Source organism: Mesorhizobium sp. M7A.F.Ca.US.006.01.1.1, from assembly GCF_003997935.1.
In the GTDB taxonomy this organism is placed as follows: domain Bacteria; phylum Pseudomonadota; class Alphaproteobacteria; order Rhizobiales; family Rhizobiaceae; genus Mesorhizobium.
In genome coordinates this window covers 1-16267 of the sequence record NZ_RZQL01000027.1, presented here as the reverse complement: position 1 = coordinate 16267, position 16267 = coordinate 1, and the positions used below count along the sequence as shown (strand labels likewise).

At 60.9% G+C, this 16267-nt stretch carries 16 protein-coding genes and 2 pseudogenes; 14 read left to right on the top strand and 4 right to left on the bottom strand.

Annotation, left to right across the window (positions count from 1 at the left end):
- The first annotated feature begins 34 nt into the window (after window positions 1–34).
- From EN943_RS07600 to EN943_RS07545, 12 genes and pseudogenes are all read left to right on the top strand, one after another.
- Window positions 35–448, top strand: coding sequence for a CopG family transcriptional regulator (locus tag EN943_RS07600; protein ID WP_063170364.1), 414 nt, complete (start codon window positions 35–37; stop codon window positions 446–448).
- Window positions 445–1413, top strand: coding sequence for a P-type conjugative transfer ATPase TrbB (trbB, locus tag EN943_RS07595; protein ID WP_024502850.1), 969 nt, complete (start codon window positions 445–447; stop codon window positions 1411–1413). The genes EN943_RS07600 and trbB overlap by 4 nt, the downstream gene beginning before the upstream one ends.
- Window positions 1414–1425: 12 nt before the next feature.
- Window positions 1426–1734 carry a TrbC/VirB2 family protein gene (locus tag EN943_RS07590; protein ID WP_024502851.1) on the top strand — a complete coding sequence of 103 codons (309 nt, stop codon included), beginning with the start codon at window positions 1426–1428 and terminating at the stop codon, window positions 1732–1734.
- Window positions 1734–2006, top strand: a complete 273-nt coding sequence (locus EN943_RS07585; protein ID WP_024502852.1) for a VirB3 family type IV secretion system protein — start codon at window positions 1734–1736, stop codon at window positions 2004–2006. The genes EN943_RS07590 and EN943_RS07585 overlap by 1 nt, the downstream gene beginning before the upstream one ends.
- Window positions 2000–4450, top strand: a complete 2451-nt coding sequence (gene trbE, locus EN943_RS07580; RefSeq protein WP_063169232.1) for a conjugal transfer protein TrbE — start codon at window positions 2000–2002, stop codon at window positions 4448–4450. The genes EN943_RS07585 and trbE overlap by 7 nt, the downstream gene beginning before the upstream one ends.
- The gene (gene trbJ, locus EN943_RS07575) at window positions 4447–5172 is read left to right on the top strand and encodes a P-type conjugative transfer protein TrbJ (protein WP_024502854.1); all 726 of its coding nucleotides are present in this window, start codon (window positions 4447–4449) and stop codon (window positions 5170–5172) included. Before trbE ends, trbJ begins: the two co-directional genes overlap by 4 nt.
- A 33-nt stretch (window positions 5173–5205) precedes the next feature.
- Window positions 5206–6528, top strand: coding sequence for a P-type conjugative transfer protein TrbL (trbL, locus tag EN943_RS07570; protein WP_063169231.1), 1323 nt, complete (start codon window positions 5206–5208; stop codon window positions 6526–6528).
- Window positions 6529–7260 (top strand): conjugal transfer protein TrbF, encoded by a 732-nt coding sequence (gene trbF / locus EN943_RS07565; protein WP_063169230.1) that lies wholly within the window; start codon window positions 6529–6531, stop codon window positions 7258–7260. It begins immediately after the preceding gene.
- A 1-nt stretch (window position 7261) separates the two neighbouring features.
- Complete coding sequence (trbG, locus tag EN943_RS07560) at window positions 7262–8287, top strand: P-type conjugative transfer protein TrbG (RefSeq protein WP_164548809.1); 1026 nt, start codon at window positions 7262–7264, stop codon at window positions 8285–8287.
- Window positions 8284–9498, top strand: a complete 1215-nt coding sequence (locus tag EN943_RS07555; RefSeq protein WP_063169228.1) for a TrbI/VirB10 family protein — start codon at window positions 8284–8286, stop codon at window positions 9496–9498. Before trbG ends, EN943_RS07555 begins: the two co-directional genes overlap by 4 nt.
- A gap of 12 nt (window positions 9499–9510) precedes the next feature.
- Window positions 9511–9753 (top strand): DUF2274 domain-containing protein, encoded by a 243-nt coding sequence (locus tag EN943_RS07550; RefSeq protein ID WP_024502859.1) that lies wholly within the window; start codon window positions 9511–9513, stop codon window positions 9751–9753.
- Window positions 9754–10088: 335 nt separating this feature from the next.
- Window positions 10089–11433, top strand: a pseudogene (locus tag EN943_RS07545) (IS5 family transposase).
- Between the two features lie 421 nt (window positions 11434–11854).
- On the opposite strand, the gene EN943_RS07540 reads toward EN943_RS07545, so the two are convergent.
- The 3 genes and pseudogenes from EN943_RS07540 to EN943_RS38235 form a co-directional block, all read right to left on the bottom strand.
- Window positions 11855–12913 (bottom strand): class I SAM-dependent methyltransferase, encoded by a 1059-nt coding sequence (locus EN943_RS07540; RefSeq protein WP_024504268.1) that lies wholly within the window; start codon window positions 12911–12913, stop codon window positions 11855–11857.
- Between the two features lie 57 nt (window positions 12914–12970).
- Window positions 12971–13192 (bottom strand): annotated as a pseudogene (locus tag EN943_RS07535) (insulinase family protein); the annotation flags it as partial.
- Window positions 13193–14245: 1053 nt separating this feature from the next.
- Window positions 14246–14488, bottom strand: a complete 243-nt coding sequence (locus tag EN943_RS38235) for a hypothetical protein (protein ID WP_224571023.1) — start codon at window positions 14486–14488, stop codon at window positions 14246–14248.
- A 3-nt stretch (window positions 14489–14491) separates the two neighbouring features.
- Here EN943_RS38235 and EN943_RS38230 point away from each other — a divergent pair, with 3 nt between their 5' ends.
- The gene (locus EN943_RS38230; protein WP_224571022.1) at window positions 14492–14791 is read left to right on the top strand and encodes a hypothetical protein; all 300 of its coding nucleotides are present in this window, start codon (window positions 14492–14494) and stop codon (window positions 14789–14791) included.
- A 62-nt stretch (window positions 14792–14853) separates the two neighbouring features.
- Window positions 14854–15162 (top strand): helix-turn-helix domain-containing protein, encoded by a 309-nt coding sequence (locus EN943_RS38965; RefSeq protein WP_236473435.1) that lies wholly within the window; start codon window positions 14854–14856, stop codon window positions 15160–15162.
- 896 nt (window positions 15163–16058) lie between these two features.
- Here the strand turns inward: EN943_RS38965 and EN943_RS37935 are convergent.
- The coding region (locus EN943_RS37935) for a hypothetical protein (RefSeq protein ID WP_206522735.1) at window positions 16059–16267 on the bottom strand (209 nt) is incomplete at its 5' end.

Below are 16267 nucleotides of genomic sequence, written 5' to 3'. Positions count from 1 at the left end.
GCCGGCGCAACGCCGGGCCGTCGGAACGATCCGCATGAAGCCGCACCGCATTCGCCATCAGTTTCTGCTTGAGCCGGAGCTCAGCGAGAAACTGGACAACCTCAGTCGCGATCCGTCAACGACCAAATCAGCGATCGTGGGGAAGGCGATCGAGGCGTTCATCGAGCGGCGTGGCGAGAGCGAGTTCGATCGGCGCTACGGCGTAAGGCTTGACCGGCTCTCCCGCGATCTTGCCCACGTCAGGCGCGATTCCGAGGTGATCCTGGAGAGCCTGGCGCTCTTCATCCGCTTTTCGATCACCCTTCACGCCCACACGCCGGTCCCGGATCGGGCAACGCAGGCTATTGCCCAAGAGCGTTTCGAGAAATTCGTTGAGAAGGTCGGCCGCCAGATCGCTTCCGGCAAAAAGTCGCTTAGCAAAGACAATGGTGGGGGAGGGGAAGGATGAGCTCTCATCCCGAGGCCGACCACCGGCGGCGTGTCATGCTGCGCACCGCCATGGGTCCGGCAATCACCGAAGCCCTGGCCGATCCGTCCGTCATCGAGGTGATGGTCAATCCCGACGGCGCGCTGCGACTCGACCGGTTAGGCGAAGGTCGGGTCGATACCGACGTTCACATGCACCCGTCCGAGGCAGAACGTATCATCCGCCTGGTTGCTTCGCACGTGCGCGCCGAGGCGCACGCCGACAACCCGATCGTCAGTGCCGAATTGCCGTCTGGCGAACGCTTCGAAGGCCTGCTGCCACCTGTGGTGTTGGCGCCATGTTTTGCCATCCGCAAGCCCGCCGCGAAAGTCTACACCCTGGCCGACTATGTTGCCGAACGCATCATGCTGCCGCTGCAGGCCGATGCGCTGAAAAAGGCCGTCCGCGAGCGGCGCAACATGCTGATCGCCGGCGGCACTTCCTCGGGGAAGACAACACTCGCCAACGCTCTGCTGGCTGAAGTCGCCGAATGCGACGATCGGGTGATCCTGATCGAGGACACACGCGAACTGCAGTGCGCGGCCAGGGACTGCGTTGCCCTGAGAACAAGGCGGGGCTCGGTCACCCTTGCCGATCTCGTGCGCTCGACGCTGAGGCTCAGGCCGGACCGCATCATCGTGGGCGAGGTGAGGGGCGCGGAAGCGCTCGACATGCTGAAGGCATGGAACACCGGGCACCCAGGCGGCATCGCTACCGTACACGCCAATTCCGCGCGCTCGGCTCTCTATCGCATTGAGCAACTCGCCCAGGAAGCGGTGGTCACCGTTCCCCGCCGGCTCATCGCTGAGGCGATAGATCTGATCGTCTTCATAGCGGGACGCGGCTCGTCGCGCCACATCGACGCAATCGCCGAGGTCACCGGTCTCGACGGCAGCGGCGATTACGCCGTTGCCCCGCTCACGCTTTCGCAACTCCAGCAGCTTTGAAAGGCCTTCCTCATGCGCAAGAAGCTTCGCTTTCTTTCGTCCACAGCGCTCGCGTTTCTTATCACGGCCCCGGTTTATGCCGCCGGCTCCGGCATGCCGTGGGAGCAGCCGCTGCAGCAGATCCTGGAGTCCGTGCAGGGACCGGTCGCCAAGATCGTTGCGGTGATCATCATTATCACCACCGGCCTGACGCTTGCCTTCGGCGACACCGCCGGTGGTTTTCGGCGCCTGATTCAGATCGTCTTCGGTCTGTCGATCGCCTTCGCGGCATCGAGCTTCTTCCTCTCCTTCTTCTCCTTCGGTGGTGGGGCGCTCGTCTGATGGCCGCCGGGGAGCAGCATATCGAGGGCTTCGCAGTACCGGTCCACCGGGCGCTGACCGAGCCGATCCTGCTCGGCGGGGCTCCGCGCGCGGTGGCGATCCTCAACGGTACAGTGGCCGCGGCCATTGGCTTCGGCTTGCAGCAATGGATTGCTGGTCTGGTGCTTTGGATCGCAGGCCACTCGTTAGCGGTGTTTGCCGCAAGACGCGATCCGGACTTCGCCAGCGTGCTTGTGCGCCACCTACGTCTGAAGGGGTGGCTTGCATGCTGAACCTTTCGGAATATCGAAGCAAAGCCGACCGGCTTGCCGACCATCTACCCTGGGCTGCCTTGGTGGCGCCCGGCATCGTGCTCAACAAGGACGGCAGCTTTCAGCGGACGTTGCGGTTCCGCGGCCCGGATCTCGAAAGTGCGACGGAGGCTGAACTCGTCGGCATTTGCGCCCGGGCGAACAATGCTCTCAGACGCCTTGGCTCTGGCTGGGCATTGTTCTTTGAGGCCGAGCGCACAGAAGCGCTGGGCTATCCGAACTCGCATTTTCCTGACGCCGCGTCGTGGCTGGTCGACGAAGAACGCCGCGCTGCTTTCGAGGGGAAGGTAGCGCACTACGAGAGCCGCTATCATCTGACCTTGGTGTTTATGCCACCGCCGGACGCCCAGGCGCGCGCAGAAAGCACGCTCGTCGACTCTCATTATTCCCGAGGAGAAAGAGACTGGCGCCAGGATCTGGCGAGGTTCCGTGACGAGACCAACCGCGTGCTCGATCTCTTCTCGGGTTTCATGTCCGAAGTACGCGTCCTCGATGATGCTCAGACGTTGACCTACCTCCACGGCACGATTTCGCCTCGTCGCCATCCTATCATGGCCCCGGAAACGCCGATATATCTGGATGCAATCCTGGTCGATGCGCCGCTTACCGGTGGCCTGGAGCCGATGCTGGGTGAGCAGCATCTTCGCACACTGACCATCCTCGGCTTTCCGAACCTCACCCGGCCCGGAATCCTCGATACCCTCAATCATCAGGATTTCGCCTATCGCTGGATGACGCGCTTCATTCCGCTCGAGAAAACGGAAGCCACGAAGACGCTGACGCGATTGCGCCGGCAGTGGTTTGCCAAGCGCAAATCGATCGTGGCAATCCTACGCGAGGTCATTACCAACGAGCCGGTCCCGCTTGTCGATAGCGATGCCGACAACAAGGCGCTCGATGCCGACGAAGCCCTTCAGGCATTGGGCGGTGATCATGTGAGTTTCGGCTATCTCACCACCACCGTGACGGTGTGGGGCGAGGATCGCCAAGCCGCTGCAGAGAAGCTTCGCGCGGTCGAGCGCATCATCAATGGGCTCGGCTTCACCACGATCCGAGAAGGCGTCAATGCGGTCGAGGCTTGGCTCGGCTCATTGCCTGGCCATGTCTACGCTAACGTTCGCCAACCGCTCGTTCATACATTGAACCTTGCCCATCTCATGCCGCTGTCGTCGGTTTGGGCCGGTCCTGCGACAAACGAGCATCTCGCGAAAGTCACCCAAACCGAAGCGCCACCGCTTTTCGTTGCCGAGACCAGTGGGTCGACACCGTTTCGGCTTTCCACCCACGTCGAAGATGTCGGCCACATGCTGGTTGTTGGTCCGACCGGCGCCGGCAAGTCGGTTCTGCTTGCTCTGATTGCTCTGCAGTTCAGGCGCTACGCCGGCGCCCAGGTTTATGTCTTCGACAAAGGCAATTCGGCCCGTGCTGCAACACTTGCCATGGGTGGAGAACACCACGCGCTAGGAGCGGACGGTTCCCTTGCCTTTCAGCCACTGCGCAGCATCAACGACCAGGCTAGCCGAAGCTGGGCGGCCGAATGGATCGCCAGCCTTGTTGCCCACGAGAACGTCACCGTCACGCCGGAGGTGAAGGAGGCTATTTGGTCAGCGCTGGCCAGCCTTGCCACCGCGCCGGCGCAGGAACGCACACTGACCGGTCTTTCGGTCCTGCTTCAATCCAATGCGCTGAAGACCGCATTGATGCCCTACACGCTCGACGGTCCCTTCGGCCGCCTGCTCGATGCCGATCATGATGGGCTGGCCTTGTCGGATGTGCAGTGTTTCGAGACCGAGGAGTTAATGCACAGCCAAAGCGCTTTGCTGCCGGTGCTTACCTATCTGTTCCAGCGACTTGAGGAACGGTTCGACGGACGGCCCACGCTGATCATGCTCGACGAGGCGTGGGTCTATCTCGACAATCCGCTGTTCGCCGCCCGCATCCGCGAATGGCTGAAGGTGCTGCGAAAGAAGAACGTGTCGGTTGTCTTCGCTACGCAGTCGCTGGCTGATATCGCGGGCTCTGGCATAGCGCCGGCAATCATCGAAAGCTGCCCGCAGCGCATTTTCCTTCCCAATGATCGTGCCGTGGAACCCCAGGCGCGCACAGCCTACGAGCGCTTCGGTTTAAGCGAGCGGCAGATCGAATTGATCGCCCGCGCCACGCCGAAGCGTCAGTATTATCTGCAATCGCGCCGCGGCAACCGTCTGTTCGAGCTCGAGCTTGGCCCCATCGCTCTTGCGCTTTGCGGTGCTTCCGATCCGGCCACGCAGACTCTGATCGACAGGATCATGTCCGAAGACGGGCAAGGCAGCTTTGCCTCGCAGTTCCTGATCGCGCGCGGCCTCGATTGGGCCGGCGAACTTCTCAAGCAATTCCCTCAACCAGACAAGGAGCAATTCTCATGATGCGGCGACGCCTTCTCTCCGGCCTGATCACCGTTTCCCTGATCGCCAAGCCTATGGCCGACTATGTGCAGCCCGCCTACGCCCTTATCGTGTTCGATCCGTCCAATTATGCGCAGAACGTGCTGACGGCCGCGCGCGCATTGGAGCAGATCAACAACCAGATCCAGTCGCTGCAGAATCAGGCGACCATGCTGCAGAACATGGCGCGCAATCTTCAGCGTCTGGATTTCTCTTCCGTTGGCCAACTCACCGGTTCGCTCCATCGCATCGACGGCTTGATGGACCAGGCGAGTGGCCTCAGCTTTGATCTGGGCAAGCTTCAAGACCAGTGGCGCAGCCAATATCCGGAAAGCTACGACGCCACGATCAAAGTCAGCGATGTGGCGAGTGCTGCGCGGGAGCGTTGGCAAACCGCCATGCAGGCGTTCCGCCAGACCATGGGTGTCCAGTCGCAAATCGTCGAGAACGTCCGCGCCGACGGCGATCTGCTCGCCGATCTCGTCAACCGCAGCCAAGGGGCGGCCGGTGCGCTTCAGGCAAGCCAGGCCACCAACCAGCTGATGGCGCTTTCGACAAAACAGCAGATGCAGATCCAGACGCTGCTCGCAACGCAGTTTCGAGCTGAGGCCGAGGATGCCGCCCGCAAGGCCCAGTCAGACGAAGCCGCCCGCGAGATGACGAAGCGATTCTTGGGTACCGGCTCGGCTTATCCCGGCAATTAATCACGAGTTCATCACGACGAGAAAGGCAGCGGCATGAACGACCTTGGCGTCATCGATCGCTTCATGGAGACCTTCATCCGCTACATCGACAGCGGGTTCGGTCTGCTATCGGGCGACCTCGCCTTCCTCACTACCATTCTGATCGGCATTGACATCACACTTGCCGGCCTGGCGTGGGCGCTCGGCGACGAAACCAGCGTTCTCGGCCGGCTTGTCCGCAAGGTGCTCTATGTTGGCGTCTTCGCCTTCATTCTGAACAATTTCAAGAACCTCGCCGATATCGTTTATCGTTCTTTTGCCGGTCTCGGGATTAAGGCGTCGGCCGGCAATCTGTCGGCAGACAATCTCTTGCGCCCGGGCCGCATTGCCGCGACCGGTTTCGAAGGTGCTTGGCCAATGCTTGACCAAGCCAGTCAGCTCCTGGGCTTCCCGGAAATCTTCGGCAACGCACTGACCATCTTCGTGCTGCTGATGGCCTGGTTCCTGGTCATCATCGCCTTCTTCATCCTTTCCATCCAGCTTTTCATCACCATCCTTGAGTTCAAGCTCACCACGCTGGCAGGTTTTGTTTTGGTTCCATTCGCACTTTGGAACCGTTCAGCGTTCCTGGCCGAACGCGTGCTCGGCCATGTTATCTCGTCAGGCATCAAGGTGATGGTGCTCGCCGTCATTGTCGGTATCGGCTCCACGCTCTTCGGGGAGTTCGCTTCCGCATTGCAAGGCAAGGAGCCGGATCTTGCCGGTGCCATGTCCCAGGTACTGGGCGCACTGGCATTGCTTGGCCTTGGCATTTTTGGGCCGGGGATCGCGTCGGGTCTTGTCTCAGGCGCACCGCAGCTTGGGGCGGGCGCCGCCCTCGGCACGACCGCGGCGGCAGCGGGTGTATCACTCGTTGCTGGAGGCACAGCATTTGCTGGCGCGCGTATGGCAACCAGCGGCGGTGTCGCCGCCATCCGAGCCGGCACAACAATGGGATCGGCTGCTTCCACGTCATGGCAGATCGGGCGCGCAACCTCGCCCGACGCTGGCCTCTCCGGTGTGGCTGCTGGAATGCATGGTGTAACCAGTGCAGCTGGCGGCGCCGCTATACGCATAGCGCGATCCGCCACTGCAAGTGTTGGGCGCAACGCCGATGCCGGGCGCGATGCCGCGTGGACCGCGACCGGCGGCACGCCGACAGCGCCAATGACCGAACGCTCTGCCGGTTCGGCCACTGTTTCGGCGCCGACGTGGGCAAGGCGCCTACGTTCTGAACAGACCGCCCGTGCAAATCGCCACGCTGCCATGCAAGCTGTCCGAGACGGAGACCGGCCGGGAGGCAGCGCCACCCCCTCTCTCAACGACAAGGATGACTAGATGCTCTTCAAGCGACCCGTGCACCGTTACGGCAAAACACCCGAACCGGTCACGCCGTATCAAAAAGCCGCCCAGCTGTGGGACGAGCGCATCGGCTCATCTCGACTGCAGGCCAGGAACTGGCGGATCATGGCCCTTGGCTGCCTGGCCTTGGCGACCGGGCTTTCCGGCGGACTCGTATGGCAGTCGATGCAAAGCCGTGTCGTGCCTTATGTCGTCGAGGTCGATGGCTTCGGCGAGACGCGCGCCGTCGCGCCGGCGATCCGGAATTATGAGCCCTCGGATGCTCAGATCGCCTGGCATCTCGGCCGCTTCATCCAGAATGTCCGTTCCGTTTCCACCGATCCGGTTTTGGTACGGCAGAACTGGTTGGCAGCGTACGACTTTGCTAGCGATCGCGCAGCGCTCTTCCTCAACGAATACGCCAAGGCGAACGACCCCTTCGGTCAGATCGGAACGCGCAGTGTTTCGGTACAGGTCACCAGCGTGGTCAGAGCCTCCGAAAGTTCATTCCAGGTCAAATGGACCGAGCAGGTGTTTGAGCGCGGAAGCCTTGCCAGCACGATGCGCTGGACTGCGATCCTCACGATCGTGATTCGCTCGCCAAGCAATACGGATCAGCTGCGCAAGAATCCGCTCGGCGTCTTCATCAATGCCATTGACTGGTCACGCGAGCTCGACAGCGCCGTCCCAACCCCCCTTTCTCCGACGGAGTCCACCAATGAAAGGTAAAATGTCACCGATTCGTGCCGTGCTGATCCTATCGGTGTCGGCAGCGGTCGTTTCCGCTTGTGCATCGAAGAAGGTGCCGCCGCCTGAGATTTCCTATGACGCTGCCGACTTCAAACCGGCCGCGATCGAAAAGGCGCCGGAGAGGCCGATTAGAATTGTCGAGGTGCCAAAACCACTGCCGCTGCCTGGCCAAATGCAGCCCGAGCCCGGCAAGGCCGAGGACAAGCGCCCCCCTGAAGAACGCGTCGCTGATGCCAACAAAGCCGCGACCCAGCAACCCACCAAGTACGGGTATGTTAATGCCGTGCAAGTCTACCCCTTCACCGATGGCGCGCTTTATCAACTCTATGCCGCGCCGGAGCGCGTGACCGACATCGCTCTGCAGCCGGGCGAGAAACTAACCGCCGTGTCGGCTGGCGACACCGTGCGCTGGGTCATTGGCGATACCGCAAGCGGCACCGGTGACAATCAGCGCACCCATGTTCTGGTAAAACCCTTCGCGCCGGGTCTTGCCACCAATGTCGTCATTACGACGGACCGGCGGACCTATCATTTGCAGCTTCAAAGCACCGAGAAGACCGCAATGGCGGCAATCTCCTGGACCTACAGCCAAGACCAGATCATCGCGCTTCGCCAGCGCAATGCTCAAGCCGAGGCAGTTACACCGGTCGCGTCGAATATCGCGCTCGAAAACCTTCGCTTTCGCTACTCAATCAGTGGCGACACACCGCCCTGGAGACCGACGCGAGCCTTCGACGACGGCAGCAAGGTCTATATTGAGTTCCCTCGTCGCATAGATCAGGGCGAGGCGCCACCACTCTTCATCGTCGGCGCAGATGGGAGCAGCGAGCTCGTCAACTATCGCGTGCGCGGCAACTATTACATCGTCGATCGGCTCTTCGCCGCGGCCGAACTTCGCCTCGGCACCAAGCGGCAGCAGGTGATCCGCATCAGCAGGATTGACGGCAGGCAACCGCAACGGCGGATCTCGCTCTTTCGCGGCAGCCGGCGAGGTGAGGACTCATGATCGAAAATTCCCGCTCTGGCATCCCGCCGAAACTGGATCCCGAGGAACTGCAGCTTCGGGCCTCTCCCCGCCGCGTGGTGCGGTTCAGGCGCGGTGTGATCATCGCGATCGCAGCGCTCGGATCCGGCGCTGTCTTCGGCGTTACCATGATCGCCCTCCAGGGGCCGGCCCTTCGCATCAGGGATCAGGCGGAAGATCTCTACAACACTGAGCGCAAACCAACCGCCGAGGGGCTCGATACGCTTCCCCATGACTATTCCGGCATGAAGCCGAAGCCTCCCGTCCTTGGGCTACCTTTGCCGGGCGACCTCGGCCGCCCCATCCTCGAGCGGCAGCGCCAGCTCGGCATCGTGCCGGGCCAAGACATCTCGGCCGAGGAGCAGCGTCTAGCGCAGCAGGCGATCGAAGCGCGTGAATCGCGGGTGCTTTTCCGCGTCGAAAATCGAGCTCAAAAGACAGATGTCGGAGAGAGCGTGCAAACTGCTCAGCATCCATTTGAGGCGCTTCCCCAATCCGAAGCAGGACGCGCGTCAGCCTCGGTGGCGGCGGCGGAAGGCGACCAGAACAATCAGCAGCGAAAGCTTGATTTTCTCAGCCAGCGGAGCACTGGCGGGATCTACAATCCGCATGCGCTGCAGACGCCGATCTCGCCATATCAACTGATGGCTGGCAGCGTGATTGCCGCCAGCCTGATCACCGGCATCAATTCCGATTTGCCGGGCCTTGTCGTCGCGCAAGTCACCGAAAATGTGCACGACACGGTCACGGGCAACATATTGCTGATTCCGCAGGGCTCACGTCTTATCGGCGTCTACGACAGCGTCGTCGCGTTCGGGCAAAAGCGAGCGCTGCTGGTCTGGCAGCGCATTCTGCTGCCCGACGGCTCGTCGGCCGAAATCGACAATCTGCCCGCGAGCGACACCGCCGGCTACGCAGGGCTGGAAGACGAAGTCGATTTCCACACTTGGCAGATGATCAAGGGAGTGGCGCTTGCCACATTGCTCGGTGTCGGCACAGAATTCAGCCTCGGCGAAAACGAGAGCGATCTGGTCAAGGCGATCCGGGAATCAGCCCAGCAGAACGCCAGTCGAGCCGGCCAGCGCATCACCGAAAAAAACCTCAATATCCAGCCCACCATCGTCGTCCGCCCAGGTTGGCCACTGCGCGTCATCGTGCACAAGGACATCGTGCTGCGGCCATACGCCAGTTGAGCAGGAGTTATCATGGCTGACCTGAAACTTGGAAAACTTCCGGACCGAACAGCTTCGAAGATCACCATTACCGTCAGCGCGGAGCTGAGCCAAACACTCAAGGAGTATGCTGCACTTTACCGTCAGACCTATGGTCAGTCTGAAACCGTGGCAGAACTCATCCCTTTCATGCTGGCGGCGTTTCTGGAAGGCGACCGAGCCTTTGCCAAGGCCAGAAAGGAACGTCTGCCGACGGAGCTTGCCGGAAAATCGTGACTCCTCCGCTAGGGCAGCTGGAACATTGCCTAGCTGTCGCGACCTACCTGCTCCTCGCGAAGCATAGGATCAAACACCTTGGAATGCAGGTATGCGCAAGAGATGATGTGGAAGGAGATACCGCGCAACAGCCTAAGTTTGCATTTTCGATTTGGTCGGCCGTGAACTATCCGCAAGCCATTGATCTGGCCTGTTGATTGAGGCGGATAGCGGCTTTGGAATTGCAGGATTAGCGGTATTTGGACGCTGTTTTCCTGCAATTCGGTTTTGCGATTCCCTTGTGGCGCGGAGCGTGATTCACTCGGTTCGGCGGCGGCGAATCGAGGGGACAGCGAATGTCCAGGCCACGCGAGAAGCGCGAGACGGGAGAGCAGGACCTGTTCCGCTCCCGGCTCGACCAAATCATCAACATGAAGCACGAGCTGGTGCGGCTGGCGCAGGCGATCGACTGGCCGGTGCTGGAGGAGCGTTTCGGCGCCGTCTATTCGGACGGCCCCGGCATGCCGCCGCTGCCGACCCGGCTGATGGCGGGGCTGGCGATCCTCAAGCACACCTTCAACCTGTCGGATGAGGTGCTGTGCGAGCGCTGGGTGGAGAACCCTTATTTCCAGTATCTCACCGGCGAGACGTTCTTTTGCCATACGCTGCCGTTCGACCGCTCCTCGATGACGCGTTGGCGCAGCCGTATGGGCGAGGAGCGGATTATGGTGCTGTTGCAGGAGAGCCTCAGCCTCGCGGTCAAGACCGGGGCGATGAAACCGGCCGACACGCGCCAGGTGATCGTCGACACCACCGTGCAGCCGAAGAACGTCATGTTCCCGACCGACGCCAAGCTCATCCATCGGGCACGCGAACGGCTGGTGCGGCTGGCCAAGAGGACGGGTCTCCATTTGCGCCAGAGTTATGTGCGGGTCGGCAAGCTGGCGCTGATCAGCCACCAGCGCTATGCCCACGCCAAGCAGTTCAAGCGGGCCAACAAGGCGCTACGCAAGCTCAAGACCTATCTCGGCCGGACCATTCGCGACATTGGTCGCCAGATCGCCGGCGATCAGGGGCTGGACGCTGTTCAAATGGCCGCTCTACCAGGCCGCCACCGTTCTCGAGCAACGCCAGCGCCAGCGCGGCCGCAAGATCTACAGCCTGCACGCACACGAGGTGGAATGCATCGGCAAGGGCAAGGCGCATGCGCCCTACGAGTTCGGGGTGAAGGTGTCGGTGGCCACCACGCTGAAGCGCTCCAGGGGCGGCCAGTTCGCCCTGCATGCAAAAGCACTGCCCGGCAATCCCTATGACGGCCACACGCTGGCAAGCGTCATCCCCGACATGGAAAAGACCATCGGCAACGAGATCGGCCGCATCCTCGCCGACGCCGGCTATCGCGGCCACAACGCACCGCAGAGCCACAAGCTCAGGGTCTTCACCGCGGGCCAGAAACGCCGCGTCACCCCAGCCATCAAGCGCCAGATGCGACGGCGGTCGGCGGTCGAGCCCGTCATCGGCCACATCAAGAGCGAACACAGAATGGGCCGCAACTACCTCGCCGGCCAGCAGGGCGACACCCTCAACGCCATCCTGGCCGCCGCCGGCTACAACTTCTCCCTCCTGCTCAGGTGGCTGAAGGGGTTTTTGTCGCTCTTGATTGCCCTGCTTCAAATCCGGCCGAAGCCGGTCGCCGCTTAGGGCTCGGATTGTTCACGGTCGACTAGTGAGCACTCTCCAATATGTTAGGCTCTGTCGCAGTAGCGCAACAAGCTCAGTCTTTGGATGGGTGGTATGAGGATGAGACGACTGAATGTGTACAGGCTCAGTCTTTTTATCGAGGCTCTCGTTTTTGTCGTAAGCGCGTTCGGTGCGACGTGGCTTACCAGCTTTGTGAACGCGCCATGGTGGACATATGTGATTATAGCGGCCATCGCTATGGGCATGTTCGTCGCCGTGCGTGGGGTCCTTTCTGAGCCGCAACGTATGGGACTCTTGGCACACAACTCGGCAGCGACCTCTGCGTGAACCCAGACGCCTTGAAAATGTGCCCGATGCGTCCGGATTTTTGGCGGTGATCTTCATCAAATGCGATGAGCTGCAATTTCTGGCGACGGCCACGCTAAGGGCGGGCCTCCAGCACCATGTTGAACGGTGTCTCCGCGGCGCGACGCAATCGCTTGAAGCCGCCGCCGGTCACAACCTTGCGCAGCCTCGCCTCACCGGCCTGGGCTCCAAGCGCGAGCCCGACTTCCTGCGACACGGATGCGGGCGTGCACACGAAAGTGGAAGCGGCATAGTAAACGCGGCCGACGGGATTGAGGTTCGCCGCCAGATGATCATGCGCGAACGGCTCGACGATCATCCACGTGCCGTCCGGCTTGAGCGATCCGTGGACATGGGTGGCGGCGCCCGTCGGGTCGCCCATGTCGTGAAGGCAATCGAAGAATGTGACGAGGTCATAGGTTCCGGGATAGCTCTTGGCGGCCGCCACGTCGAACCGCGTGTTAACGCCGACGCCGGCTACCTCGGCCGCCTTGCGGGCGCGCTCAATCGAAGGGGCATGATAGTCGAAGCCGACGAAGCGCGAATTGGGGAAGGCCTGTGCCATGAGCACGGTCGATGCACCATGACCGCATCCAACATCCGCGACGTCCACGCCGCGTTCGAGCTTCTCGACGACGCCCTCCAAGGCCGGCAGCCAGGAGTCGATCAGATTGGCATTGTAGCCTGGACGGAAGAACCGTTCCGTACCGCGAAACAGACACGCGCTATGATCGTGCCACCCGACGCCCTTGCCGGACTGGAATGCCTGCCTCACCTTTTCTTCATCGAGCCACAGCGCGGACAGGAACTCGAATGCGCCTGCCATGAAGGCCGGGCTGTCTTCATCAGCGAACACCAGCTCTTGCTCGGCGTTGAGATAGAATTTGTCGCTCGCTTCATCGTAGTCGACGTAACCCGCCGCCGCCTGCCCGGAAAGCCATTCCCTTACGAGGCGTTCCTGGGTGCCGGTGCGTGTCGAAAGTTCGGCGGCCGTCATCTTGCCGCCTTCGCGCAATGCCTTGAACAGGCCGAGTCTGTCCCCCAGCAGGACTCCCGCGCCCGTTGCGATCGCACCGAGATCGCCGACCATTTTCCCCAAGAATGCGTCCAACTTTTCCTGATTCGCTTCAGACATCTGAATCTCCCTTTGGGTTCAATCTCTCCAGGCGACGGAGCCGTGCTCGTCATGAGGCGCCTTGAGCATCAGATGCTCGAAGACATGCAGATATCCCCGGCGGCTCATTCCGCGCTGCCGATCCTGCACCAGACCATATGGGTGACGACCGGCGCGGTGGTCGGGAATGACAGCCACCTCCATGCCGTTGAAAAGCAGGAAATCCGTCACTTTGCCCTCGTCGGTAACCGGCGGAGCCGGAGTGGTCGTCACCAGGGCAAGCCCTGTTGCAGCAGGTATCCTTGGGCAGCCTGTCAGAACATCGATGACTCCGGTTGTGGTGCCGGGGTGGGCGATCAGGGGCCAAGTGATTGTTCCGCGGCGGCTGTATGTTGTGGTAAGGTGATCATGCGAACTCTTGTTGGTCGGTCACGTGTTTTGCGGATGACCCGCATGTACTGTGCCAAATGAGAAAACCATTCAAACGCAATCCAGTAGATCTGACTGTATCCGACATTGTCGGAATTTGGACATCGCCGAACGCGAAGCGCTCGGGGCTTGTGACGATACTTGAGCGTGCTGCTTCGGAGGAGGGATGAGCCTCGAACCGGCCGCGAGGCCTTTTTCTGGCAACGGATATTCCGGCCGGGTTAGGCCGCGAGGAAAGCGACGGTGAATAAGAGGTAGAGGACCAACCGTTTTGAGCGGGTAGTTGCCGTGTTGCGCCCCCAGGCAAAGGCCAGCACCACGGAGCAGTATTTCTGGTGGCGATACTACAACGCCTTTTAGTGCCGGTTACCCGTTTTTACCCAGTTGGCCTGGTGCATTCAGAGCGAGCTCGTTGGAAACCGCTTATTGTGGCTATGAGCGAACTCGGGATGGAGGAGTGGACCCAAAAATTGGCAAAATGCCCCAGGGAGGATTACATGGGTCGCTCATTCCCCGTACTCGTTACAGGTGCGCGTCGCTTCGCAAACAGCTTGCTTTTGACTTGGCGTTTTTTGCCGTCTCGGCATCGCTCACTAATTCGGCCGCTGCCGACACCGTGAACTGGCGTCAATTCGAAGGGACCAGCATAACTTGGGCCTACGACATCCACCCCTATGCGGATGCTCTCGCTGCGCAATTTCCGGAGTTCGAGAAGCTGACCCGGCATCAAGGTCACGCCGGAACTCTACCCAGACGATTCTTACTGGAACAAGATGACGATCCAACTGACGACGAAGTCGCCAGCATGGGATGTGTTCGGCACTGGCATTCAGCCCGCGTAGGACCTCGCTCCGAGTGGCGCCCTGGAGCCGCTGGACAAATACCTGAGCGATTGGAAGCTTACCGATGCTGGATACGACTACATTACGTGGACATGATCAAGAAGTGCGCGGCTCCTTCCTTCGCGTCCGGCCGCAGCGCGATGACGATCGACTCAAATATGTTCGGCTTCTGGAACGATGTTGCGGGGAAGCCGGCATCCGGCAAGATCGCCTTCGCTCCGCCGCTGCACGCACCGAGCGCCACGAGCTTGGAGTCTGACATCTGGATCTGGGCTCTCGCCATGAACGCGGCTTCCGAAAAGAAGGGCACGGCCTGGCTGTTCATCCCGTGGGCCACCTCCAAGCAGGTGGCGCTCAAGGGTGCCCTTGCTGGCCAGCTCGTCAATCCGCCGCGCACGTCGACCTGGCAGACGACACCTGGACTAAGTACGCTTCGCAGCCCGAGTTCAACAACTTCGTTGACAGCTTCAAAAAGATACAGGACCAAGCCGCGCTGGCTTTCACACCGCGTGTCGGCTTCGGCGAAGCCATGAACGCATGGGCCGTGGCGATGCAGAAGATGGTAAACGGCGATGACGTCGAGACGACGTTGAGGGCGCTTGCCGAAGAAATCCGCACTGGCCTCTGATCAAAAGGAACAGGGCAGTACTATTGCACTGCCCTGTTCCCGCCAACGGCGGAGATCACGCCGTGTCACCCCAAGCACTTAAACCCAGCGTGCCGATGGCAGCCGAAGGACCTGGCGCGCGCGCCTCGTCCGGTTCGGCTTCGCTGGAGGGGCGTTCCATCGACTGTTTCAGCCTTGCAATCATCCAGGCGCTGGCCAAAAGCCAGATGGAGCGCCGGCTCAGGAACCGGCGCAAAAACTCGAGCCTGCCGGCGCTGATCGAGCTGGTGCTGGCGCGGCCGCTGGTGTCGGCAGGTCTGGTCGCGGCCGAGCTGAAAATTAGCCAGCGCGCTGCGCTCGGGCTGGTGCCGAACTCGGCATCCGTGAGGTGACCGGCAGGGGGCGCTACCGGGCGTGGGACCCCGTTTAGCTGCGGCGGGCTTTGGCGAAAGCGACAGCACTGATGATTTTTGCTGTACGCTCATTCTCCCTCATCTGCGCGTTGACAGAAAACCAGCAGGCGAGGGTCACAGCACGCTGTGCTCCCCGCGATTTCCGGAAAACCAATGAAAAACGACTTTGATCGATCGCGCGGGACGTATCATTCAACCATGTCGAGAACGGGCGTGACGGCACGTACACTATGGACCGAGAGAACTTTGTCTGGCGACTTTGCGCACGCTTGCAAAACTCTTCGGAAAACTTCCTTCTGTTGATCCAATGATCGTAATGAGCTGGAGTGGCATCGCCGCTCTCCTCGGTTCTTGCTCTCTCAGTTGAACTTGATGCTAGCCTGCACGAAAACGCCGTAGCGCTTTGCCTTCCAATCGTCGGCCTGCGGGGAACCACGACCGCCCATTGCCTCTTCGAAATGAGCGGTGCCGTTATTCGCCACGGCCGCAACACCGCCTCGAGCTGGACGCCATGCCCATCGCCGTCTTCGGGAATTAGCTTGATCTTGGGCGCATGTGGTGCTGCTCTTTGCCGTCGAGCCGCGTGAAGAGGAACGCCACGTCACCAGAAAGGCTGAGTCGCTCGGTGAGTTGCGTCTGCCCGGCCAAGCCGAGTCGCAGCGAATGCCAATCGTTGTCCTGGCTGAGAGGTTGACGTAGGTGGGACGGTTGGCACACAGGTTCCCCAGTTGGTCGCCTGCTGCGTGCAACCGAAAGCATCGTAGCTCTCGTGCCAGAAATTGTTGCCAACAAAAGCACCGATGCGGTAGCGCGGTGAGTTCAAGAAATTATATCCAAGATCGGCGGTGAAATAGCTGACGCCGCCCCCGCGCTGATCACTGAATGTGTTTGAGTAGCCCCCCATTTCCGTAAGAAGTCCTCGTCATGAGAAAATCCTCCCTGATGCCGCCCGCACCGAGGAGGCCTTTACGAAAATGCCAGTCGGATTGTGGACTCGAATGCGCGTCTAGATCGTCATAGGTGAGCCGCGAGACCAGTGACGTACCTTTATGATTGTAAAGTTCCTTCGATGCGTTGCCGGTAC